The sequence below is a fragment of the Corynebacterium vitaeruminis genome, from assembly GCF_001054325.1.
Lineage (GTDB): Bacteria > Actinomycetota > Actinomycetes > Mycobacteriales > Mycobacteriaceae > Corynebacterium > Corynebacterium vitaeruminis_A.
In genome coordinates, this window is record NZ_JVVM01000001.1 from 44,119 (window position 1) to 66,487 (window position 22,369).

16 protein-coding genes, 1 tRNA gene and 1 pseudogene are annotated in these 22,369 nt (G+C 58.3%); 9 read left to right on the forward strand and 9 right to left on the reverse strand.

Annotated features, from left to right (window positions below):
* Nucleotides 1–41 precede the first annotated feature (41 nt).
* Nucleotides 42–935, reverse strand: coding sequence for an ABC transporter substrate-binding protein (locus ADA16_RS00210; RefSeq protein ID WP_048758307.1), 894 nt, complete (start codon nt 933–935; stop codon nt 42–44).
* A gap of 127 nt (nt 936–1,062) precedes the next feature.
* Nucleotides 1,063–2,382, reverse strand: a complete 1,320-nt coding sequence (locus ADA16_RS00215; RefSeq protein ID WP_048758308.1) for an NAD(P)-dependent malic enzyme — start codon at nt 2,380–2,382, stop codon at nt 1,063–1,065.
* A 304-nt stretch (nt 2,383–2,686) separates the two neighbouring features.
* Between ADA16_RS00215 and ADA16_RS00220 the strand changes: the two genes are divergently transcribed.
* The 3 genes and pseudogenes from ADA16_RS00220 to ADA16_RS11075 all read left to right on the forward strand — a co-directional run.
* Nucleotides 2,687–3,958, forward strand: coding sequence for an O-acetylhomoserine aminocarboxypropyltransferase/cysteine synthase family protein (locus tag ADA16_RS00220; protein WP_048758309.1), 1,272 nt, complete (start codon nt 2,687–2,689; stop codon nt 3,956–3,958).
* A gap of 397 nt (nt 3,959–4,355) precedes the next feature.
* On the forward strand, nt 4,356–4,946 hold the full coding sequence (locus ADA16_RS00225) for an Ltp family lipoprotein (protein ID WP_048758349.1): 591 nt from the start codon (nt 4,356–4,358) through the stop codon (nt 4,944–4,946).
* A 176-nt stretch (nt 4,947–5,122) separates the two neighbouring features.
* Nucleotides 5,123–5,742 (forward strand): annotated as a pseudogene (locus ADA16_RS11075) (IS3 family transposase); the annotation flags it as partial.
* 434 nt (nt 5,743–6,176) lie between these two features.
* On the opposite strand, the gene ADA16_RS00235 reads toward ADA16_RS11075, so the two are convergent.
* From ADA16_RS00235 to ADA16_RS00245, 3 genes are all read right to left on the reverse strand, one after another.
* Nucleotides 6,177–6,250, reverse strand: a tRNA-Leu gene (locus ADA16_RS00235).
* A gap of 50 nt (nt 6,251–6,300) precedes the next feature.
* Nucleotides 6,301–7,278, reverse strand: coding sequence for a DUF368 domain-containing protein (locus ADA16_RS00240; RefSeq protein WP_048758311.1), 978 nt, complete (start codon nt 7,276–7,278; stop codon nt 6,301–6,303).
* 212 nt (nt 7,279–7,490) lie between these two features.
* The gene (locus tag ADA16_RS00245) at nt 7,491–8,081 is read right to left on the reverse strand and encodes a TetR/AcrR family transcriptional regulator (protein WP_048758312.1); all 591 of its coding nucleotides are present in this window, start codon (nt 8,079–8,081) and stop codon (nt 7,491–7,493) included.
* Nucleotides 8,082–8,540: 459 nt separating this feature from the next.
* On the opposite strand from ADA16_RS00245, the gene polA reads away from it, so the two are divergent.
* From polA to ADA16_RS00260, 3 genes are all read left to right on the forward strand, one after another.
* Nucleotides 8,541–11,171: a DNA polymerase I gene (gene polA / locus ADA16_RS00250; RefSeq protein ID WP_162837140.1), complete on the forward strand. Its 2,631-nt coding sequence runs from the start codon at nt 8,541–8,543 to the stop codon at nt 11,169–11,171.
* Nucleotides 11,172–11,453: 282 nt separating this feature from the next.
* Entirely contained in the window at nt 11,454–12,917 is a 1,464-nt protein-coding gene (gene rpsA, locus ADA16_RS00255) for a 30S ribosomal protein S1 (protein WP_005510285.1), read from the forward strand.
* 361 nt (nt 12,918–13,278) lie between these two features.
* On the forward strand, nt 13,279–14,370 hold the full coding sequence (locus tag ADA16_RS00260) for a glutathione S-transferase family protein (protein ID WP_239659280.1): 1,092 nt from the start codon (nt 13,279–13,281) through the stop codon (nt 14,368–14,370).
* Nucleotides 14,371–14,374: 4 nt separating this feature from the next.
* On the opposite strand, the gene ADA16_RS00265 is transcribed toward ADA16_RS00260, so the two are convergent.
* Nucleotides 14,375–15,331: a YdcF family protein gene (locus ADA16_RS00265; RefSeq protein WP_161797578.1), complete on the reverse strand. Its 957-nt coding sequence runs from the start codon at nt 15,329–15,331 to the stop codon at nt 14,375–14,377.
* A gap of 150 nt (nt 15,332–15,481) precedes the next feature.
* Here ADA16_RS00265 and coaE point away from each other — a divergent pair, with 150 nt between their 5' ends.
* Nucleotides 15,482–16,162: a dephospho-CoA kinase gene (coaE, locus tag ADA16_RS00270; RefSeq protein ID WP_082150613.1), complete on the forward strand. Its 681-nt coding sequence runs from the start codon at nt 15,482–15,484 to the stop codon at nt 16,160–16,162.
* A gap of 36 nt (nt 16,163–16,198) precedes the next feature.
* Here coaE and ADA16_RS00275 read toward each other — a convergent pair whose 3' ends face one another.
* The 3 genes from ADA16_RS00275 to ADA16_RS00285 all read right to left on the reverse strand — a co-directional run bounded on the left by ADA16_RS00275 (nt 16,199) and on the right by ADA16_RS00285 (nt 19,239).
* The gene (locus ADA16_RS00275; protein ID WP_048758317.1) at nt 16,199–17,389 is read right to left on the reverse strand and encodes an aminotransferase class I/II-fold pyridoxal phosphate-dependent enzyme; all 1,191 of its coding nucleotides are present in this window, start codon (nt 17,387–17,389) and stop codon (nt 16,199–16,201) included.
* A gap of 103 nt (nt 17,390–17,492) precedes the next feature.
* Nucleotides 17,493–18,224, reverse strand: coding sequence for a hypothetical protein (locus ADA16_RS00280; RefSeq protein ID WP_048758318.1), 732 nt, complete (start codon nt 18,222–18,224; stop codon nt 17,493–17,495).
* A 130-nt stretch (nt 18,225–18,354) separates the two neighbouring features.
* Nucleotides 18,355–19,239 (reverse strand): DUF559 domain-containing protein, encoded by an 885-nt coding sequence (locus ADA16_RS00285; RefSeq protein ID WP_048758319.1) that lies wholly within the window; start codon nt 19,237–19,239, stop codon nt 18,355–18,357.
* 410 nt (nt 19,240–19,649) lie between these two features.
* On the opposite strand from ADA16_RS00285, the gene uvrB reads away from it, so the two are divergent.
* Together uvrB and ADA16_RS00295 are read left to right on the forward strand one after the other, a co-directional pair.
* Nucleotides 19,650–21,782 (forward strand): excinuclease ABC subunit UvrB, encoded by a 2,133-nt coding sequence (gene uvrB / locus ADA16_RS00290; RefSeq protein WP_048758320.1) that lies wholly within the window; start codon nt 19,650–19,652, stop codon nt 21,780–21,782.
* 132 nt (nt 21,783–21,914) lie between these two features.
* The gene (locus tag ADA16_RS00295) at nt 21,915–22,355 is read left to right on the forward strand and encodes a universal stress protein (RefSeq protein ID WP_048758321.1); all 441 of its coding nucleotides are present in this window, start codon (nt 21,915–21,917) and stop codon (nt 22,353–22,355) included.
* Nucleotides 22,356–22,369: the final 14 nt, after the last annotated feature.

The window sequence follows — 22,369 nt, forward strand, 5'->3', positions numbered from 1 at the left end:
GTGGCCTCGTAGCGGGCGCCAGACGCAGATGAGTCGCTCACTTAAAGTTCCTCTCCGTTAATAGTGGCGCGTTCCAAAGCACCGTCTTCCAAACCCCATGTGGTCAGGATTTGCTTGTACTGGCCGTTGTCGATGAGGTACTGCAGTGCCTGCTGCAGCACTGGGCCGAGTTCTGAATCCTTCGGAATAGCGAAGCCGAACGGGGCACCATCGTAGATATCTCCGGCAAGTTCGAGCTTGCCTTCAGAACGGTTGACTGCGTAGGCACTGACTGGTGAGTCAGCGGCCAATGCATCAGCACGCCCCAGCACCACAGTGGTAGCGGCGGTACCAGCATCCTGGTAGGCCAACTTGTTAATTGGTGGCAAACCACGATCCAGACAGTCCTGGTTCTTTACCGGCAAATCGTCCATATCTGCGACGGTATTGCGCTGAACAGCGACAGTCTTGCCACAGTAGTTTTCGGAGCTCGCGTCACTGCCCGGGCGGCGCGCCCACTGCAGGCCGGTATCCAGGTAGTCGACGAAGTCGTAAGTCTTGCGGCGCTCCTCGTTTGAGGTGAAGCCGGATGCGCCAACATCGACTGCGCCGGCCGACAGGGCCGGCAGAATCAGTGCGAAATCCTGTTCTTGGATTTCAATCTTCAGGTCCAAGACACTGGCCATGGCTCGGATGAGATCGATGTCGAAGCCGATGATGGAACCGGCGGAATCCTTAAACTCTGCCGGGGCGAAGGTGGGGTTGGTGCCGATGCGTAACACTTCGCGCTTACGAAGATCTGCCGGGACCTGTTTCGCCAGTTCGGGGACCGCTGCCGGTTTAATCTCCGACCAGCCCTCGGGGTTACCGCTTTCGTCATTGGTGACGCAGCCTGTAAGCCCTAAGAACAAGGTCGCAATCAGCGTGGCAGCCGCCAATGCGATGGGTCTTTTCATATCTGAATATGTTACCCAGGCTCACTAATACCTTAAATTTCGGTACCCCTATTCAGCTGCGCTTCAGGCTGGTGTAGGAAAACCGCACACTTTTCAGGCTTCCCAGAGGATAGGCAGTGTCGGTTTCCTAGTTAGCTTCAGCTGCGGCAAAACCATTGCCAGTGACATCGAGCGCGCCGACCGCGCCGGAGGCCGGGTCGCTCAGCGCAGCATCGCGGACAGCCTTCGCCACGGCCGGCATGACGCGCGGGTCCAGCGCCGACGGGATAATGCGGTCGGCACTCAGGTCTTCTACACCGACATTTGCAATCGCCTGAGTAGCAGCCAGCTTCATGGCCTCGGTGATCCGCTTGGCGCCCGCCTCCAGTGCGCCGCGGAACAGACCCGGGAAGGCCAGCACATTATTAATCTGGTTCGGATGATCCGAGCGGCCGGTGGCCACGACGGCTCCGTACTTGCGAGCGATTTCCATTGGAATCTCAGGATTCGGGTTGGCCAGCGAGAACAGAATCGGGTCGGCGGCCATCTGGCTAATCGCATCCTCGCCGATACGGCCGGCAGAGACGCCGATGAACACGTTAGCGTCGACAAGCGCATCGTTGATCGAGCCGGTGATGCCACGTGGGTTGGTCATGGCGGCGACCCACTGCTTGATGTCGCTCAGCGGCTCGCGGTCCGGGTGGATGATGCCGCGCGAATCGACGACAACGATGTCGGACACGCCAGCGGACAGCAGCATCTTCGTCGCAGCGACACCAGCGGCACCAGCGCCGGAGATGACCACGCGGAGATCCTGGAAGCTGCGGCCCGTCAGTTTACAGGCGTTGATTAGGCCGGCGGCGATGACAATGGCGGTGCCGTGCTGGTCGTCGTGGAAAATGGGAATATCGAGCTCTTCGTCGAGACGCTGCTCAATCTCGAAGCAGCGAGGCGCGGAGATGTCTTCGAGGTTCACCCCGCCAAACGACGGTGCCAGCGCCTTGACCGTCTGGATGATTTCCTCCGTGTCGAGGGTATCCAGGACGATTGGCACCGCGGAGATACCGGCGAACTGCTCGAAGAGTTGGGCCTTTCCTTCCATAACTGGCAGTGCAGCCTTGGGTCCGATGTCGCCGAGGCCGAGGACTGCGGTGCCGTCGGAGATCACCGCGACGTTCTGGCCGGTCCAGGTGTAGGTGCGGGCCAGGGCCGGATCTTCGTGGATGGCCTCACAGACACGGGCGACACCTGGGGTGTAGCCGATGGAGAGGTCGCGAATCGTCTCGAGCTTCATGGTCGAGTGCGAGCGGAGCTTACCGCCGCGGTGTGCCTCGAAGATTTCCGCATCTGTGATGGACGACGGATCTGTGGGGGCGGTGTCCTCCGGCACGGCGTGAAGCGGCGTCTTAGCGGAGTTCGCGTTCGCAGTGTGGTCGGATGAGCTAGAGGAAGAATTCGCAGCAGGCATGATGACAGTCCAAAACGTGTTGAGTACTGAGTACTTTGTACTTTGAGAAAACTCGACCGCGGCGAGAGCTGCTGGTGGGCAGTGCGCAAAGCCGGGAGCAAGGCTGGCCGCTGATACGTAGTGGTGTGCGTAAAAACTAAACCTGTCTTGCTATACGGGATTGGTATCTCATTATATGGACGGTGGGGTGGAAAATAAAACCGGCGGTTGGGGGCGGGGGCGGAACCTTTCTGCTGAAGCTCAGATTGCGCCACTTCGCGCTCTATAATCAGAATTCAATCGATTGAAAGGTCCATTTCGTCCCATGCAAGATCAGACCAAGCTCATCCACTCCGGCTACGTTCCAGGCAATAAAGACCCACGTCAGGTGCCGATCATTCAGTCGACGACCTACACGTTCGACTCTTCCGACGACATCGCTGCGGTCTTCGACGAGCCAACTCACGCACTGATTTACTCCCGCTTCGCCAATCCAACGGTTATGGCTGTCGAAGAGAAAATCGCTGACCTTGAGGGCGGCGCCGCAGCAATGGCTACCACTTCCGGCCAGGCGGCAACTGCACTCGCAATCATGAACCTGTGCTCCGCGGGCGACTCGTTTGTCACCTCTTCTGAGATTTACGGCGGTACCTCAAACCTCTTCGCTACCACTCTGAAGCGCTTCGGTATCGAGGCGATCTTCGTCGATCAGAATGCCTCCGAGGAGGAAATCGCCGCAGCATTCAAGCCGAACACCAAGGCGCTATTTGGTGAAATTATCGCCAACCCGGCGATGAGTGTGCTCGATGTCGAGAAGTTCGCCCGCATCGCCCACGGCCAGGGGGTACCGCTGATCGTCGACAGTACCTTCGCCACCCCGATCCTGTGTAAGCCCATCGAGCACGGCGCAGACATCGTCGTCCACTCCACTTCTAAGTACATGGACGGCCACGCAATCCAGGTCGGCGGCGTCATCGTCGACTCTGGCAAGTTTGACTTCACCAACGGCAAGTTCCCCGACTTTACCGAGCCCGACGAGTCCTACCACGGCGTCGTGTACACCAAGGACTACGCCGTCGCGCCGTTCGTCATTAAGGCGCGCATGCAGCTACAGCGCGACTTTGGCGCGTACCCAGCTGCTCACTCAGCCTTCATGCTGAATCAGTCGCTCGAAAGTCTCGACGTTCGCATGCGTCGTCACTGCGAGAACGCACTGAAGGTCGCCGAATACCTCGAATCGCGCACGGATTTGCTTAACGACGTTCGTTACCCCGGCCTGAAATCTTCTCCATACTACGAGCTTGCTCAGAAGTACCTCGACGGAGCTTCCGGCGTGGTCACGGTTGACCTCAAGGGCGGCCGTGAAGCTGGTACGACCTTCATGGATGCGCTGCAGCTGGTGACCCGTCAGGTGCACGTGGCCGACTCCCGTTCCTGTGTGCTGCACCCGGCTTCCACTACGCACCGCCAGGTTCCGGATGAGCAGCTTCCGGCGGTGGGAATTACCCCTGGTCTTGTTCGGCTGTCCATTGGTTTGGAAAATGTTGACGATATTATCGCCGACATTGAGCAAGCGCTGGCCAAGGTTGAAGGCTAGGTTTTAGAGAGTTTAGCCAGGTCCATGCCCTGTTTTTGTGGGCAAGGCCTGGTTTTTTCTTACCTTCAGCGGCGTCTTATGGTTCGTGAATCGAAAATATTTGTGTAGTGCGGAGGATCGAATCCGGGGTTGCTGAGATAGTTCCAACTGACGACAGAGAGCTGTTCGTTTATTGCAACTTCTACATAGGAGGCTTCTTACGATGTCCGATTCCACTTTCCCTCAGAACCCGCAGGGCCCACAGAACCCGTATGGCCCCGAGGGGTCATATGGTTCCAAGGGGACGTATGGCTCCCAGAATCCGCAGGCTTCGCTGGGGCAGCAGTCCTACCAGCACAACCCGCAGGATCCGCTCGGCCAGCAGTCCTACCCGCAGGGGCCGTCGGCGGCTGGGCAGGTGTCTCCGGAACCGAAAGAAAAGAAGAAGGGTGGCTGCTTCAAGTGGGGCGGTATCGCCGCGGGTGCTGTTGTGGTCCTCGCTGTGGCGGCCAGCTTGACCGGTGGCGGCGATGCTGATTCGGGCTCCGATTCTGAAGCTGCGTCTCTCTTTGGTTCGGATACTGCAGTTGCGGCTGATTCTGGCTCTGTTGAGAATGCCGATATCGCTGAGGACCCTGGGGCTGCTGTAGAGGGGCAGCAGGACCAGGCGGAGGGGCAGGAAAAACAGGATAAGCAGGATGAGAAGGTTCCGACCGAGTACAAGAATGCTCTCCGAAAGGCCAAGAGCTACTCGGATCTGATGCACATGTCCAAGGCCGGCATCTATGACCAGCTGACCTCGGAATATGGCGAGAAGTTCTCGCCGGAGGCTGCCCAGTATGCAATGGACAACCTTGAAGTGGACTGGAATAAAAATGCACTGGAAAAGGCGCGCTCTTACCAGGATTCGATGGCAATGTCCCCGGATGCGATTTACGAGCAGCTGACGTCGGAATATGGCGAGCAGTTTACCGCGGAGGAAGCTCAGTACGCGGTGGATAACCTGTAGCAGCGGGTTTCGTTTGTTGATGACGCCAATTGGCCAGAGCCCGTTTGGATGCATGCTGCAAAAGGACGGCTTCCGCTTCACCAGAATGCATTTGCTGCACACTGAACGGCTGCTGGTGAAGCGGAAACCGTCTTGGCTGTTTTAACGCGTGACCTAGCGGTTGCGCGCATGGCGGCATTGGAGGCGGAAAAGGCCGCAGACGTGGACGAACCCCGGTCACCACGATCAGCCCGAAGGCACCGGATCATCGCCCGGACCTGGTGCAGCGAAACTTTCGTGCACACGGACCGGGCAGGCTTTGGGTTGCCGATATTACTTACGTTCGCGCCCTGTCCGGATTCGTCTACACCGCGTTTGTCGTTGATGTCTTCAGCCGGAAAATTGTTGGTGTTGCTACTCGCTCGACGATGCGTACCGATGGAGGCCTTGGAGCATGCGTTAACGACTGCTGGGGCGGATTAATGGCAACCAGTTGATTCACCATAGTGATCGGAGCAGTCAGTACGTGTCATTGAAATATTCCACGGCTTTATCTGAGCCTGGAATTCGCCCGAGTGGGGGAACAGTCGGCGCTTCTTATGACAATGCTCTGGCCGAAACAGTCAACGGTTTCTACAAAGTGGAACTCATTCATGCCCAAGGCCGATGGACGTCGGTCGGAGAAGTCGAACTGGTCATCTTGCGATGGGTGCATTGGTGGAATACCAAGCGCCTTCACGAAGCATTGGACTACGCTGCCCCACAAGAGATAGAAACTGAGTACTATCTCACCCAGCCGGTTAGTACAGGGCAGTAAAAGAAGCGGAACTAAACCCAGGACGCTTCGCACCGCAGCCGGACTTGGCGAGACTGACCGGGATTGTTGGGGATTCGCAGGCGCTACCGACGGCCCGGAATCCACCGAGCGAGGAATGAGTCAAGAATCTTTGCCCCGCTAGTTTGAGTTGTTCGGTTTTCTCGAACGGCTTGGCTGGCGGGGCGTTTTTTCATGCCTACAAGGCGGGGCTAGGCAACGATACTGTTTTCGAAAAGTACGATTTCACAGCCGAACTCTTGAGTTCGGAAATCGTACTGCTTTACGGCGCAATTGTGTGGTGCGTTCGTGGTGCATTTTTGGCTCAAAATACCCGTGAAAGTGCGTGAAAAAGAGTGAAAGATAGTGAATACTAACCCAAGCAAAAACCCGCCCCCACCAGGCTAAACACCAGGTGAAAGCGGGTTTTGAAATCGTGCCCCCGGTGAGACTCGAACTCACACTGGACGGGTTTTGAATCCGTTGCCTCTGCCAATTGGGCTACAGGGGCGCAAAGCCGTCGATAAGCGAAAATGCTCTATCGAAGCGACTTTGACTAGTTTAGTCCATCGACCCCGAATTAGAAAAACGGCGCTGCGCATAAGCGACGACGCTGACGATTGCGGCGCCGAGAATGAACAGTCCGAGGGCGAGTCCCCAGTCGGAGCCGATGCCCTGGAGCTCGTTGTTTTCGGTCTGCCACGGCCAGAGAGCGCGCAGCGAACCGAGCATGAGTCCGGACATGGCGACCAGCGTGAGCGCCTGGTGTGTACTCAGCAGCCATTCGAGGAGGCGGATGAACAGGACGATGCCGATCAGTGCGCCGACGAAGAAAGTGCCGATGTAGGCGACGTCACGGTCATGAATTGCGCCCATGGTCGGTGCGTAGAGACCGATGACCAACAGGAAGAAGGAACCGGAAACGCCCGGCAGGACCAGCGCACACACGGCAATCGAAGCGGCGATGAGCACGAGCCACAGAGGTGGCTGTGTCGGTGCGGCCTGCGGTAGGGAAGTCAGCGCGAACAGAGCGACGCTGAAAAACAGGAAGACTGCGATGGCCTTGCCTCGCATACCCGGCTGACGCAGGGCACCCGGCTGCAGCTCGTTCAGTGGCATGGTGATTGAGGCGGCGATCATGCCCATGAACAGTGCTCGGGAAGCGACTGGCTGGTTGGTGACAAAGTCCTCCATGACACCGGCCATGGAGAAGACTACGGCAACCATGCCGATAGCCACTGGGATGAGCAGCCACCAGTCAACCCTGCGTAGGTCCTCTTTGAAGGTGCCCTTGGAGATCGCCCGCGGCAGGTCGGTGATGCGCTTTGCCGATTCAATCAGGCGTCCGTAGATGCCCGTGATTAGCGCAAGGGTGCCGCCGGAGACACCTGGAATAGTCTCGGCGAGACCAATGAGGCCACCACGCACCGCATTGGCGAGGACGCCCAGCGGGGTTGGCTTCGGGATTTCGGAGTAGGGGCTCGTGGTCGGCAGCGTGGTCGACTCTGCGCCAGGAGCGCTCGTATTTTCAGTAGACATCGCAGGCCATTGTATGTCTTCCACCTGAGAAGAGGCATATTTCCGCGTGTGTATAAGCGGCTTCTGGCTGCGATTAAGGACACAAAATAAAAAAGCAGCGCCTGGGGCGGCGCTGTCAATCTAGTGAGTTACGCAGGGGTAGGCGGTATGCGGTGGGTGGTGGGTGATGGGCGGTGGAGCTGCTTCCTGAGCTGTTGAGCTGTGCTCGGACCTTAGCCGTGCTCGATAATCTGCTGCAGGCAGCTCCCCAGGGCCTCCACCGAGATCTTCGGCGCGTTGGCCTCGTCGATCAAACCGGTATCGGAAAGAACTAGGTATCCGACGCAGAGGGAAACAACCATCTGGCTACGGTACACAGCAGTTTCGTGGCTGATGTCCTCTGGGCCGTCTTCTTCGATGCGGTGAATCAAGTCGTCGGCGATAGCTTCATTGAACCGTTCGGCGATGACTTTTGCAGTTTCCTTGGAGTCAAGGGATCCGACAATCAGCGGAATCATGGACTGTCCGGCCATTCCTTGACCAGTCAAAATAGCGCTGGCCATCCGCTGACCAAGTTCATTGAAGGGGGCTCGGCGGAGCGCGCCTTCGAACTGGCTGAAGTCAATCAGTTCGGCCATGAGACCTTCTTTGGAGCCGAAGTACTTGATGATGAGCGGCGCGCTAACACCCGCATCGCTGGCAATCTCCTTCAGTGGCACGCTTCGCAAAGGCTTGCGCGCGAAGTGCCGAGCTGCAGCCGCGATAATGCGCTCGCGGGTGGAATGGGCACTCCGTTGGAAATTGGTCGAATCGAACTCACTCATGCTGACGAGTCTAAAGCCATGAAAGCGTAACTTCGCCAATTGCTTTCAAGTGCACGCGCAGGACGTGGCGATATGTTTTCGCGGCCACCTCAAAGAGGGGGTAATTTCTAGACGCCTCATTTGGGGCAGGTTCTATGCATGTTGTTGAACAAAGGTTGGAAAATATGGAAAAACTCCAGGAAAAATAAAGCGAATCTTGAATTTGGGTTACAGCATTTCGGAAACTGCAACCAAGCGCCAAGCGACGCTTAGGGGGCGTAACCTTGCGAAGCATTGTTCAAGTGGACTAAGGGGCGTTTGAGCGCTTTTCAAAATGCCGCTTGATTACCGTAATTATTGTTCACTGAAGCAGGCCGACCAACAACTCATCCTCCGTAGCTCGCGTATACCAGCGCGGATCTCAGTTTTCCTACGCTGTTCAATATTTTCCTACACTGGGATGTCATGAAGAAGACCCTCATGCTTATCGACGGTCATTCCATGGCCTTCCGCGCGTTTTTTGCCCTTCCGGTGGATAACTTCTCAACCACAGGTGGGCAGACAACGAACGCGGTGTACGGCTTCCTCTCCATGCTGTCCAATATCCTCAGCGAGGAAAAGCCCACGCATGTGGCGGTCGCATTCGACGTCGCTCGCGAGACCTTCCGTAACGAGATTTTCCCGGAGTATAAGGCCCAGCGTGAGAAGACTCCTGAGGAATTCCGTGGTCAGGTGCCACTTATTCAGCAGGTGCTGAAAGAGATGGGCATTGTCACGCTGGAAAAGGACAACTACGAGGCCGACGACATCATCGCGACGTTGGCTACCCAGGCCAAGCCCGAGGGCTTCGAAACTCTCATTGTCACCGGCGATCGCGACTCGTTCCAGTTGGTCAACGACACCACCACCGTGCTCTATCCAATGCGTGGCGTCACTACGCTTCATCGCTTCACGCCAGAGGCTATTGAGAAGAAGTACGGTCTGACACCGACGCAGTACCCGGACTTCGCGGCACTCCGCGGCGACCCCTCCGATAACCTCCCGGGCATTCCGGGGGTCGGCGAGAAGACCGCGACCAAGTGGATTGTTCAGTACGGCACACTGGAAAACCTCATCGATCACGCCGACGAAATCCGCGGCAAGGTCGGCGACAACTTCCGCGAGCGCGTCGCAAATGTCCAGCTGAACCGAGACATCACCGAAATGGTCAAGGACCTGCCCTTGCCATACGGTCCGAACGAGCTCGAGCTCCGTCCCGCTGATGCCCAGGGAATTATCGACTTCTTCGACCGCCTCGAATTCGGCGATAACCTCCGCGAGCGCGTCTTCCGCACTCTTTCTATCGAAGGTGCGGGCGTCACCGCCTCCACCAGTGACAGCGCGACAAAGCTCGAGGCTGTCTCGCTTGACGACGGCGCCCTGGCTGCCTGGCTCGATAATTTGCACGAGCCGACCGCATTGCAGGTCGGGGAGCACACCCTGATGATTGGCTCCGCCGATGAGAAGGGCAAGACCTCTGGTCAGGCCGTTTCTCTCGACCTCGGCGAGCTATCCGCCGAAGATGCCGACACACTGCGTGAGTGGTTCGCTGGCGACCACCCGAAGCTCGTGCATGACTGTAAGTCGGCCATGCACGCACTCTGGAACTACGACTTCGAACTGGCAGGGGTTATCCACGACACCTTCTTGGCTGCGTATCTATTGCGCCCGAGCCAGCGCAGTTACAGCTTGGACAACGTCGTCCAGCGGCACCTGGGGCAGACTCTTTCGCAGGCCGACGGTCAGATGACTCTGCTCGACGGTCCGGCCGAGGATGCTTCCCATGTCGCCGCCGTCATCGACCTGGCGGAGCGGTTGGCTGTCGAACTCGATGAGGCCGGGCTCTACAGCGTGTACGCCGACTTGGAAGTTCCGCTTGCTCCAGTGTTGGGCCGGATGGAACGTACCGGCATCGCTGTGGATGTTGATGCGCTCGAGGAGCTTCGCAAGCAGGCGCAGGCGGCTACCGATGAGGCGGAGAGTGAGGCTCGCAACCTCGTCGATAAGCCTGAGCTGAATCTCGGATCGCCGAAGCAGTTGCAAGAAGTGCTGTTTGACCAGCTGGGGATGCCCAAGACGAAGAAGACGAAGACGGGCTATTCCACGGCGGCGAAGGAAATTGAGGGGTTGGCGAAGGTCAACCCGCATCCGTTCTTGGACTACCTGCTGAAGTTCCGCGAGTCGCAAAAGATGAAGTCAACCGTCGAGGGGCTGATTAAGGCTGTCGCTGATGATGGCCGTATTCATACGACCTTTAATCAGACGGTCGCTGCGACGGGGCGCCTGTCGTCGACGGAGCCGAATCTGCAGAATATTCCGGTGCGCACGGAGTTCGGGCGACGGATTCGTGAGGCGTTTGTGGTGGGCGATGGCTATGCGCAGCTGATCACCGCGGACTACTCGCAGATCGAGATGCGTGTAATGGCGCACTTGTCGCAGGATCCAGGGCTGATTGAGGCCTACCGGCAGGGCGAGGACTTGCATAACTACGTCGGCTCGAAGGTCTTCGGCGTCGGTATCGATGAGGTCACGCCTGAGCTGCGTCGTCGTGTCAAGGCGATGAGCTACGGCCTTGCCTACGGTCTGAGTGCTTTTGGTCTGGCGCAGCAGCTCGATATCCCGCAGCGCGAGGCGAAGAAGCTCATGGAGGACTACTTCGAGCGCTTTGGTGGCGTGCGCGATTACCTGCACAAAGTTGTTGAGCAGGCGCGCAAGGACGGCTTTACGGCCACGATGTTCGATCGGCGCCGCTACCTGCCGGAACTCAACGCCGACAACCGCATTGCTCGCGATAACGCGGAACGCGCGGCTTTGAACTCGCCGATCCAGGGGTCGGCGGCAGACATTATTAAAATCGCGATGCTCCGGGTCGACGATGCTTTACGACGAGGCGGGTTGCGCTCACGTGTCCTCCTGCAGGTTCATGACGAACTGGTCGTTGAGGTTGCAGATGGGGAAGAGGCGGCCATCAAGGAGCTGTTGCATCGTGAGATGGACTCGGCGGCTGAATTGTTGGTGCCGCTGGATGTTTCCATCGGTGCTGGTGTGAACTGGGATGCTGCTGCGCATTAGTGGTGCGGAGGCGGGGCGGCGGTCGCGGCCGGCAGACCTTTTGCGGACTTGCCGGGCATGAGTTGCGAACTTGAATGTCGCAGCTCAAATCGGTATTGTTCGCTAGGTATGCATTAGCGTGCCGACTTTGCAGCCTCGAGCTTCAAGGACACCGGGTTAACTAATTGCCAATGGCGAGATTCGCCGAAAGCGGATTTGGCCCGGTTGTCCAGGAGTTTCTTTGAGGGGCAAGGCCGAAATTGTCCGTTTTTCGATTTCTATCCGCTTCGGAGCACATCTTATATGTCCACTTCTAACGTCCCTCAGGTTGCCATCAACGACATTGGCACCGCTGAGGATTTCCTGGCCGCTGTCGACTCGACGATGAAGTACTTCAACGATGGTGACATCGTTGAGGGCACCGTCGTTAAGGTTGACCGCGACGAGGTTCTTCTCGACATCGGCTACAAGACTGAAGGTGTCATTCCTTCCCGCGAACTGTCCATCAAGCACGATGTCGACCCTGACGAAGTGGTCGAAGTTGGCGATGAGATCGACGCGCTGGTCCTGACCAAGGAAGACAAGGAAGGCCGCCTCATCCTGTCCAAGAAGCGCGCTCAGTACGAGCGTGCTTGGGGCACCATCGAGCAGCTCAAGGAGAACGACGAGCCGGTTACCGGTACCGTCATCGAGGTCGTCAAGGGCGGCCTGATTCTCGACATCGGCCTGCGTGGCTTCCTGCCGGCTTCCCTCGTTGAGATGCGTCGTGTCCGTGACCTCCAGCCGTACATCGGCCAGGAGATCGAGGCCAAGATCATCGAGCTCGACAAGAACCGCAACAACGTCGTTCTGTCCCGCCGTGCATGGCTCGAGCAGACCCAGTCTGAGGTCCGCTCTGAGTTCCTGCACCAGCTGCAGAAGGGCCAGGTCCGCAAGGGCGTCGTTTCCTCCATCGTCAACTTCGGCGCATTCGTCGATCTCGGCGGTGTTGACGGCCTGGTTCACGTTTCCGAGCTGTCCTGGAAGCACATCGACCACCCGTCCGAGGTTGTCCAGGTTGGCGACGAGGTCACCGTCGAGGTTCTCGAGGTCGACCTGAACCGCGAGCGCGTCTCCCTGTCCCTGAAGGCTACCCAGGAAGACCCGTGGCGCGTCTTCGCCCGCACTCACGCAATCGGCCAGATTGTTCCGGGCAAGGTCACCAAGCTGGTTCCGTTCGGTGCGTTCGTCCGCGTCGAAGAGGGTATCGAGGGCCTGGTTCACATCTCCGAGCTGGCTTCCCGCCACATCGACGTTCCGGACCAGATTGTCTCCGTCGACGAGCAGGTCATGGTCAAGGTCATCGACATCGACCTCGAGCGTCGTCGTATCTCCCTGTCCCTCAAGCAGGCTGACGAGGACTTCACCGAAGAGTTTGACCCGACCAAGTACGGCATGGGCGACTCCTACGACGAGCAGGGCAACTACATCTTCCCGGAGGGCTTCGACCCGGAGACCAACGAGTGGATGGAGGGCTTCGAGACCCAGCGCGCAGAGTGGGAGGCTCGCTACGCAGAGGCAGAGCGTCACCACCAGCTGCACGCTGCCCAGATCGAGCGTCACCGCGCTGCAGCTGCCGAGGCTGCAGAGACCGCTTCGAACTACTCTTCCGAGTCCGGCGAGGCAGCTCCGGCTGCTCCGGCCGCACCGGCTGCAGACAACGCTGGCGGCACCCTGGCTTCCGACGAGCAGCTCGCTGCTCTGCGTGAGAAGCTGGCCGGCAACTAAGCTAGATTGCTAAGGGCTTATACGGCCCTTTGAGAAATCGCCCCGGCGAGGTTTTCCTCGCTGGGGCTTTTTCGTGCTTTCTTTGCTTTACGACGGGCACCTGCTCGGCCCTGTTTTTCTAGAGGTGACTTGGGTGCTTGTTGCATTTTTGGTCCTGGTGTTGGGGCTTCGGGCGATGAAGGTGGCACCGCTGTTGCCTAAGGCGGGCTTGTGCTTCACCAGAAGTGGCTTGCTGCATAGTAACCGGCCGCTGGCGAAGCGCAAGCCGTCCTAATGGCCCTGGTGTCCCTGTCGATTTTGGTGGCTCTGCCTGTCCTGACCGCCGTTGACAGCCTGTCTGCCTACCCATATGATTGGTGACATGACAACAAAGAATGAAGCTAATCAGGTAGAGGATTCCTCCCATTCCACCGGCGGTGTGTACTCCCAGGAAGGGAAGGATTTTAACCGCGACACTCGCTATATCAATGACCGCATTGTCAAGAACGGTCGCGAGGTAGGCGAGGGGATTAAGACGTGGCCCGTTGAAGCCGGGCGCTACCGTCTTGTTGCGGCTCGTGCGTGCCCGTGGGCACACCGCACGCTTATCGTTCGCAGGTTGCTCGGCCTGGAAGATGCAATTTCGGTCGGTATTCCAGGACCGGTTCACGATGCTCGTTCCTGGACTTTCGACAAGGGGCCAAATGGCCGCGACGAAGTGCTCGGCTATGATCGTCTTCAAGAAGCATTTCTCAAGCGTTACCCTGATTACCAGCGGGGCATTACCGTCCCGGCGATTGTCGAAATTGAATCGGGCGAGGTTGTGACCAACGACTTCCCTTGGATCACCTTGGATTTCATGACCGAGTGGACCGAGTTTCACCGCGACGGCGCCCCGGATCTCTACCCGGAGGAGATGCGTGAGGAAATGGATGAGCTCATGCAGTTCATCTATACCGAAATCAATAACGGCGTCTATCGCTGTGGCTTCGCGGGTTCGCAGGAGTCCTATGACAAGGCTTACGACCGACTGTTCAGCGCCCTCGATAAGGTTTCTGAGCGCTTAGAGACCCGCCGTTACCTCATGGGTGATCACATCACCGAGGCTGACATTCGCCTTTACACAACCCTCATCCGCTTCGATGCCGTCTACCACGGCCACTTCAAGTGCAACCAGAATAAGATCTCCGAGATGCCAGTTCTATACAACTACCTGCGTGATCTCTTCCAGACTCCGGGCTTCGGTGACACCACTGACTTCGTCGACATCAAGCGCCATTACTACGAGGTCCATCGCGACCTCAATCCGCTTGGCATTGTCCCGAAGGGTCCGAATCTCTCCGACCTGCTCCAGCCGCACGGCCGTGAAGCCCTTGGTGGCAGCCCGTTCGGTAATGGTACCGCTCCGGGGCCAGTCAATCCGGATCCTGTTGAGGAAGGTCACCGAATCGAGGATCTGGTCCGGATTCACTAGGCGCCTAGTGGTCGGGTTCCGTCGCGGGTTTCCAATCGGGATTCTGACCGAAGAAGGGTGGCAGGCCGTCGGCCTTCACAGCATCGGGGAGCATGTACCAAGCGACGGCATCCCTATAGGTTTTATTTCGCAGTTCGGCATCCGACAGGTCAGTTTCAGCTCGTGTGCCTAGTCCCGAGATGTTTACATCAGGGCCGAAGGCTAGGCAGTAATCGACCACACCACGGTGAATGTGGTATTCCGAGGTGACGACGACAAGGGAAGAAGGGGAAATGCCGTGACTGTCCAATACCTGCTGGCTCAGCCAGGCGTTACTGATCGTTGACCAGGCATTCTCTTCTTTAATAATGCGCTGAGGGCTAAGGCCGTGGCGGACCAACCAATTGCTCATCGCCTCGGCTTCGTTGTAGCCGTAGCCGGTGTTTCCGCCAGTTACAATGATATTCACGGATGGGTGTTGTCTGGCAAGTACCAAACCGCCTTTTAGCCTGGCGGCGAGTTCAGGATGGACGCGGCCGCTTTCATCCAAACCATTGCCAAGCACTACGATTGTGGTGGATGGGTCGTCAAAGTTAGGCGTCGCTACAGGGTTGTGAATTGTGGCAAGGGTATGTCGCACTTCGTTGGCGCGCGTTGGTGAAAGTGTGGTCAATGCCGCCTCGACAGACTGCTGATCTCCTAGATAGTCCGCGGCGATTGCTGCAGCGCTGACCGCATCTTCAGCTGTAATTCGCCACCGCTGTAGAGCATTGAGATACGATGAACCGTTCTCGCTAAGCTCCAGCAGCTCCGGCGGGATGGTGATAGAGCGGCCCGGGGTGCCGGGAATCTTCACTGTCAGTGGCATGTCTCGCGCGAAATCAAAACTCTCTGCCGTTCCCGCAAGGTTGGCAGTGGGAACTCTTGGATGCGTAAGCGGCTGAGCATTTGCCGACCCCAACCCCAGCGAGATAGCAGCCATCGCGACCAGACCACCAGTGCTTATAGAGCGTAAGTGTTTCCTAAAACTCCTGTAATACACCATATCCGTTGCTTTCCGGAGCGTTCTATAAAACCTCTCTCAGCCTAAGTGCTGCCGCGGAGTTACGCGCGTCCACGTAGTCTTAAAGACATGCTCAAAGTAGGACTAACCGGTGGCATGGGCAGTGGAAAATCTACGGTCGCTCGTAGGTTTGCCGAGCTCGGTGCCGTCATCATCGACGCTGATCAGATCGCCCGCGATGTCGTCGAACCCGGCGAACCGGCACTAGCCGAACTCGCCGAAGCCTTCGGCGAGGACATTTTGCTTGACGACGGCTCCCTCAACCGCGGCGAACTTGCGAAACGGGCCTTCGTGTCCGCGGAGAAGACGGAGCTGCTGAACTCCATTACCCATCCGCGTATTGAGCAGCGCACAGAAGAGCAGTTCAACGCGGCAGGCGATGCCATCATCGTGTTTGACTCGCCGCTGCTGATTGAAATGGGGCAGTCGGAAGCTCAGGACCTCGTCGTGGTTGTGCACACACCGGTGGAGGTCCGCCTCGACCGCCTGGTGGCAAGCCGCGGGGTGGATAGAGCGGATGCGAAGCAGCGTATCGCTAAGCAAATCAGTGATGACAAGCGTCTGCAGTTCGCCGATGTGGTGCTGGAAAACTCAGGTACCGAGGAAGATCTCGTGCGCCAGGTCGACCGGATTTGGGAGCGGATCATTCAGCCGCTAAACCAGATGCGCCAGCTGCAGGCTGGTCAGAAGCAGGCTGGTCAGGAGCAGGCTGGTCAGAAGCAGCCCGGTCAGGAGCAGGCCGACCAGTAAACAGCTCTGCAAGCAGACTGACCAGCGGATGCGCATCTAGGAAGAAGACCGACCGGCAAGATAATCCCGCAGCCTAGCGATAGCCTCCTCAATTACCTCGGCGCGCTTGCAGAAAGCGAATCGCACCAGGTAGCGGTATTTTTCTGACTCCGGGTCATCCACAAAAGCGGTAACGGGGATGGCCGCGACGCGGCATTCCTTGACCAAGCGGGTGCAGGTCTCCAGGGCGTCGCCAAGCCCCCAACTCGAGACATCGGCGACGACGAAATACCCTGCCTGCGGTGTGAAGACGGTGGCGCCAAGACTCTCCAAGCCATCGGCGAGGAGGCGCATGTTGCCCTCGAGTTGGCCCGCCAGCTCATCCACCCACGGTGCGCATTCCTGCAGGCCGCGGGCGACGGCTGGCTGAAGGGGAGTGGCTCCGACATAACTTAAGAACTGCTTGGCCTTGACCACACCATCGAGTAACTCGGCCGGGGCGAGCGCCCAGCCAATCTTCCAATCGGTGACGTTGAAGGTTTTTGCGGCGCTGGACACGACAATGGTGCGCTCACGCATGCCGGGCAGGGCGCTGATGGAAGAGTGTGACAATCCGTTGAAGTACAGGCGTTCGTAGACTTCGTCGGCAAGCACGAGCAGATTGTTTGCGGTGGCGACATCGGCGATGGCCTGCAAGTCCTCGTTTGTGAGGACGGTGCCGGTGGGGTTGTGCGGCGAGTTGATGATGATCATGGCCGTTTCAGTGGTGACGGCACCGGCAAGCGCACTGCGGTCGAGCGACCAGGAGCGCGTCGTGCCCGGGACCGTGGGCATGAGCGGCACTGCGGTATATGTGCAGTTCGCCAGCGCGATGGCGGCTTTGTAGGAATCGTAGTACGGCTCGATGATGATGATGTGGCTGCCGGGTTCGAGATGCCCCAAGGCGGTGGCGGCAATCGCTTCCGTGGCGCCGACGGTGACCAGGCATTCGGTGTCGGCGTCGTAGACCTGCCCCGTGCGGTGGGCGCGGTCAGCGACGATGGCCTCGCGGAGCACCTTCATGCCGCGGCCGGGGCCGTACTGGTTATTTCCGCTGGCTATCTGATGCTGCGCCTCAGCGAGTACCTCCGCCGGCCCATCCCAATCGGGGAAGCCCTGCCCGAGATTGATTGCCTCGTGCTCGGTAGCGAGGCGGGACATGGTGGCGAAGATGGTCTCGCCGAAGGGGCGCAAGCGGGAAACAGTCATGGTTTCACTCTAGGCGGGAGATTGCTCGATTGTTGCGATTCTCCTCGGCGGATTGCAGCCGGCGGCCAGCAGTTGCTCCGACTGTCGACCTCCACACGGTGCGCTAGAGCATGTAGATTTTTGCGTTGTTGCCGCCGGTGCACACGACAACGTCGTCCTGCATGCCGCAGCGGAGGTCGTAGGTCTTTCCGGTCGCGGGGCTCTTGGCCTTGATATTTGACTGCAGGTGGTCGCGAATGTTGTCCTCCGTGGCGTTTAGCCTCTTGGTCTGCTCGTTGAATACCGCTTTGGCAAAGTCGCAGCTGGTACTCGGACCCGCCGCGACGAGGTTGACGGCGTATCCATCGCCATAGATGCAGGTAGTCGCCTGTTCTCCATCCGCCGTGAAGGTGGATCCCGGCGTGGGGTTGTTGTAGATTTCAGCGGTCATGTCCTGACGAAGTCTGCTGCCTCCTCCGCTTTCGCTGTCTTCGCTTGACGACGTCGACGTGCCTCCAGTCTCCGTCGTCGTTGTATTGCCATCCTGATCCGGTGCCGAACCGGTTGGGTTTGGCATGTCGCCAGAGTCTTCATCGGACATGCCATCTTCAGTCTGCGTAATGGTGGTGGTCTCTGCAGCGGTTGCGTCAGCAGCGGTGCCCTCGGCATTAGCATTCTCAGCGCTAGCCGGGTCAGTCGCCGCTTTATTTCCCTGTGCGGAACAGGCGGTGAAAGCCAATGCGGTGGTGGCGAGGATTCCGGCGATAAGGGCTCGGTGTGAGTCGGTTTTTCGAGTGGTGGAACCTGGGCGAGTTGTAGCGGGCGTGTGGACTTGTGGGTGGCGCGAGGTGTTCATGGTCGCCAGGCTAGTAACTATTTAGGCAGTTTTAATTACAAAAGCGATAACGATTTGATGAAAATGAGTGATGATTATCTGGGTGTGAGGCGCCATGGCTGGGCGTAGGCGTGGCTGGGGACGTGGGCCATCATCGCTGCTTGTTGGCGTGGCCAACAGTTGGATTCCACTCCCAGACCTTCTGGCAAGCTGGCCATCCTGGTTTATAGTCCGCGCGGGGACGGCGTTTTTGCACCCATCGGATTGCCTGCTCGATTTCGTCGAGGACGCTGTCGAGATTCCAATTGATGCATGAGTCCGTGAATCTCAGGACTATCCAGCCGTGCAGCGTGCCGGAGTTGGCCTTCCAACGATCCGAGATGAACGAATCCTCGTTGGCGTGGTACTTTTCGGAGTCGACTTCGATGGCTATTTTCCACTGGTCAAGCAGGATGTCGAAGCAGTACGGGCCGATGTATTGGTTCATTCGGACGCGGTAGCCACGCTTAATCAATGGGCGGGCCAGCTTGCGCTCGAGTTCGCTGCACGCGCCGATTGGCGTGGTGTTGATGGTTTCACGCAACCATTGGGGGACTTTTTGCATCCGGCTGAGGTCGTGGTTGAGTCGCTTTTCACCGTCTTTGCCGGAGTAGTGTTTTTCCAGAACTCTGCGTGCATATTCCTTCGAAGCTCGTGCCGCCCACAGGGCTTCGACAACTGGTATGCCATCGATTTCGGTCCGGGCGGGCAGGCGACTGTGCTTAATGGAGAAGGTCTTGGCCTGAACTGATCCCGCGCCTTCTGCCTGGATCGGGAAAGCCAGGGGAAGACTCAAATGCAATTGAGCTGCGCTTTTGCCACTTAGTGCAATGTTTTTGTAATGCCCCGTGATTGCCCGGGCGACTGAGGTAGGAGAGCAGTCGTCAATGTAGAGGCCACGTATTAACTTGAATAGCCTGCCTTGTTGTAAGAGCGCTCTGGTCTTTTTCTCGCCGATGCCGAGAGCTCGTAACTCTGCTGTGGTGAAGCTTCCCATGGTCGGGACTTTAAGCTTTGTTCAGTCCTGGTTTTTCTCTGAATGGGCGCCCTTACGTCCGTTCTGTGGACAACTTTCAGGGTGTGGATAACCTCTGCCACGTCCAGGCCGCCCGAAGGCGCAGCCGCGCAGCCGCAGTTGTAGCCGCAGAGCATCGATAAGACGGCTTGCGCTTCACCAGGGGCCAGTCGTTGCGCAGCAACTGCCAGCTGGTGAAGTGCACGCCCGCCTTTGCTGGCCCGACCCCGACCTTACGCCAGCCTTGTACTAATTTGTGCCGACTTAATATTTCCCCGGAACTCGACAGCCGCTCCGAGGCTCTGGACCCCAGCCCCAGCCCCGGACGGCTCCGAAGCCCCGGGAAGTAACGTAATCAGCCCCTTCAAGCAGCCTTCGCTACGCTGGGAACTATGGCATTTGCAGCAGAGCAACCCGTCCTCGCACACTCGGAGTTCCGGCCCGTCGGTGAAGTCGAGCGCGCTGAGGGAACCTTCGAGGTCATCAGCGAGTTCGAGCCCTCGGGCGACCAGCCGCAGGCAATCGCGGAACTGTCGGATCGCCTGGACAGAGGCGAGCGCGAGGTCGTCCTGATGGGTGCCACGGGTACCGGTAAATCAGCCACCGCAGCGTGGCTGATCGAAAAGGTTCAGCGGCCAACCCTGGTCATGGCACCGAACAAGACGCTGGCGGCTCAGCTGGCCAATGAGCTCCGCAGCCTGCTGCCAAACAACGCGGTCGAGTACTTCGTTTCCTACTACGACTACTACCAACCAGAGGCCTATATCGCGCAGACCGATACCTATATTGAAAAGGACTCCTCCATCAACGAAGACGTGGAGCGCCTACGCCACTCGGCTACTTCAGCGCTGCTGTCGCGTCGCGACGTAGTCGTCGTCAGCTCTGTTTCTTGCATCTATGGCTTGGGTACCCCGCAGTCCTACCTCGACCGTTCGGTGTGGCTGAAGGAGGGCGAAGAAGTCGACCGCGACCAGTTCCTGCGCCTTTTGGTGGACATTCAGTACGCCCGCAATGACATCGCCTTTACCCGGGGCACCTTCCGAGTAAAAGGCGACGTGGTCGACATCATCCCGGCCTACGAAGAAAAGGCCGTGCGCGTGGAGTTCTTCGGCGACGAGATCGATTCGCTGTACTACCTCAATCCAGTCACGGGCGATGTCATCGATCAAGTCCCGGAGCTGCGCATCTTCCCAGCTACGCACTATGTCGCAGGCCCGGAGCGCATGGAACGTGCCGTCGCGGACATCAAGGCCGAACTCGCCGAACGCCTGGCGGATCTGGAAAATCGCGGCAAGCTGCTGGAAGCGCAACGCCTGCGCATGCGCACGGAGTACGATCTCGAAATGATTGAGCAGGTCGGCTTCTGCTCCGGCATTGAGAACTACTCGCGCCACATCGACGGCCGCGCGCCGGGCTCGGCCCCCGCTACGCTCATTGATTACTTCCCGGAGGACTTCCTCACCATCATCGATGAGTCGCACGTCACTGTGCCGCAGATTGGTGGCATGTTCGAGGGCGATGCCTCCCGTAAGCGCAACCTTGTCGACTTTGGTTTCCGCCTCCCATCGGCGCTGGATAACCGCCCGCTGACGTTCGACGAATTCGATGCCCGCGTGGGCCAGGTCGTGTTCATGTCCGCAACGCCGGGTGACTATGAGCTCGAGAAGACCGGTGGCGAGTATGTGGAGCAGGTTATTCGTCCGACGGGGCTGGTGGATCCCAAGATCGTCGTTAAGCCTACGGAGGGACAGATTGATGATTTGATCGGTGAGATCCGTAAGCGCACCGAGCGTGACGAACGCGTCCTCGTGACCACCCTGACGAAGAAGATGGCGGAGGATCTGACCGACTACCTGCTCGAAAATGGCGTGCAGGTGCGGTACATGCACTCGGATGTGGATACGCTCAAGCGCGTTGAGCTGCTGCGACAGTTGCGTCTCGGTGAGTACGACGTGCTGGTCGGCATTAACTTGCTGCGCGAGGGCCTCGACTTGCCTGAGGTTTCGCTGGTGGCAATCCTCGACGCCGATAAGGAGGGGTTCCTGCGTTCGGAGCGCTCGTTGATTCAGACGATTGGTCGTGCCGCGCGAAACGTCTCCGGCGAGGTGCACATGTACGCCGACAAGATCACCGATTCCATGCAGTTCGCTATCGACGAGACGGAGCGTCGCCGCGAAAAGCAGATTGCGTACAACACGGAGCACGGCATCGACCCGCAGCCACTGCGCAAGAAGATTGCGGACATCTTGGATCAGGTTTACGACAACGCCGACACCGATTACGAAGGCAAGACCGGTGCGGCCGCTGATGCGCTGCTCTCGCGTGCCGACGGCTCGGGCGCAGCCGATGGTGCCAGCGGTAAGCAGATGCCGCGGGCTGAGCTCGAGGCTCTTATTGCAGATTTGTCGGAGCAGATGGCCGCGGCTGCGCGTGAGTTGAAGTTCGAGCTCGCGGGGCGCTTGCGCGATGAGATTTTCGACCTCAAGAAGGAACTTAAGGGCATGATTGAGGCCGGTGTCGAGTAGTTTTTTGCTACTGTTGTGGGAAGTAAAACAGTGTATTCGCGAAAGTGCCTCTGGCCAGTGGGTTCGGGGCAACGACGGCGTTACGCACGATGAACTGTTTTAATGCAACTTCCACAGTGAGGGATAGTTTTCATGAGTGATTACAAGACCATTGTTGTCGGCACGGATGGTTCTAAGTCGTCGCTGCTCGCAGTAGAGCGCGCTGCCTCGATTGCTGCTGCTTTCGATGCCACTTTGGTTATCGGCTGCGCTTACTACGAGACTACAGAGGATGCGTCTAAGACCCTGCGCCAGGATTCGGTTCAGGTTCTCGGTGATGATCCGGCTCAGAAGAACTTGGCTGCGGCTAAGGAGGCCGCAGAGGCCGTCGGTGCTACCAAGATTGAGACTGAGGTTCGCTCGGGCTCCCCAGTTGAGGCCCTGATGTCCCTGGTCACTGACCGTCGCGCTGACCTGCTGGTGGTTGGTAACCGTGGTATTAACTCGCTGACTGGTCGTCTGCTGGGCTCCGTGCCGGCGGATGTTGCTCGCCAGTCGGACTGTGACGTCATGATTGTTCACACTGTGAGCTAACAAAAACCGAGAGC